This is a genomic window from Dietzia sp. DQ12-76 (assembly GCF_014145045.1).
Lineage (GTDB): Bacteria > Actinomycetota > Actinomycetes > Mycobacteriales > Mycobacteriaceae > Dietzia.
In genome coordinates, this window is record NZ_JAALDV010000222.1 from 1 (window position 1) to 1,416 (window position 1,416).

1 protein-coding gene is annotated in these 1,416 nt (G+C 71.9%); it reads left to right on the forward strand.

Annotated features, from left to right (window positions below; all coding sequences use genetic code 11):
• Positions 1–1,416: acyltransferase domain-containing protein (locus G6019_RS08585; protein ID WP_182627415.1), on the forward strand; the 1,416-nt coding region annotated here is incomplete at both ends.

Below are 1,416 nucleotides of genomic sequence, written 5' to 3' on the forward strand. Positions count from 1 at the left end.
GGTGACCACATCGCCGTCCGGGCCGTCCAGACGGGGCGGTTCGCCGGCGGCCAGGTCCTCGAGGTCACCTGCACGGTCGACGGGGCCACCGTCATGGCCGCCACCGCGCTGACCGAGGCCCCGCGAACCGTCTACGCCTTCCCCGGCCAGGGCATCCAGGCCAAGGGGATGGGCATGGAGGGGCGCACCCGCTGCCCCGCCGCCCGCGAGATCTGGGACCGCGCCGACGCGCACACCCGGAAGGCGCTCGGCTTCTCGATCCTGGCGCTCGTCCGCGACAATCCCACGGAGGTGACCGTCCGGGGCACCGTCCACCGGCACCCCGACGGCGTGCTGTACCTGACGCAGTTCACCCAGGTCGCGATGGCGTGCCTCGCGGTGGCGCAGCGCGCCGAGCTGGAGGCGGACGGGTTGTTCGTCGACGGCGCCTACTACGCCGGCCACTCGATCGGCGAGTACGACGCCCTGGCCGCCATCTCCGGGACGCTGGAGCTCGAGCCGCTGCTGGAGATCGTCTTCCAGCGCGGATCGACCATGCACGAGCTCGTCCCGCGCGATGCCGAGGGGCGGTCCGACTACCGGATGGCCGCGATCCGGCCGTCCCAGATGGGGATCGGTGACGACGAGGTCGTGGACTGGGTGGCCGGCGTGGCCGAAGAGTCCGGTGAGTTCATCGAGATCGTCAACTACAACCTCGCGGGCTCGCAGTACGCGCTGGCCGGCACCGTCGCCGGCTGCAAGGCCCTGGAGAAGGCCGTCGAGCGGGAGCTCGAGCGGTCCGGGGGCAAGAACGCCTTCATCCTGGTGCCCGGCATCGACGTGCCCTTCCACTCCACCGTCCTGCGCGGCGGCGTCCCGGACTTCCGGGCCACCCTCGACGCGCTGATCCCGCACGACATCGACATCTCGGTGCTCGTGGGCCGCTACATCCCCAACCTCGTGCCGCGTCTGTTCAGTCTCGAGCGCGACTTCGTGCAGGAGATCGCGGACCTCGTGCCGGCCGACTCCCTCGCGGAGGTCCTCGCGGACTGGGATTCGTGGTCCGCCACCCCGACGCGCCTGGGACGCCTCCTCCTGGTGGAGCTCCTGGCCTGGCAGTTCGCCAGCCCGGTCCGCTGGATCGAGACCCAGGAGTTGCTGTTCACGCCGATCGAGCGCGGCGGTCTGGGCATCGAGTGTTTTGTCGAGGTCGGCGTGGCCAACGCCCCGACCGTGGCGAACCTCGCCTCCAAGACCCTCGACCTCCCCACGCACCGGGGGCCCCGCGCCCAGGTGCTCAACGTCGAGCGCGACTCGGCGACGCTGTACGGCACACTGCCGCCCAGCGTGGAGGTCGACGACGACTCGGTGGACGCCCCCGAGCCCACCGGCGGGTCGGGCGACGCAGGTCCGACCACCCCCGCGGCCGCCGAGCAG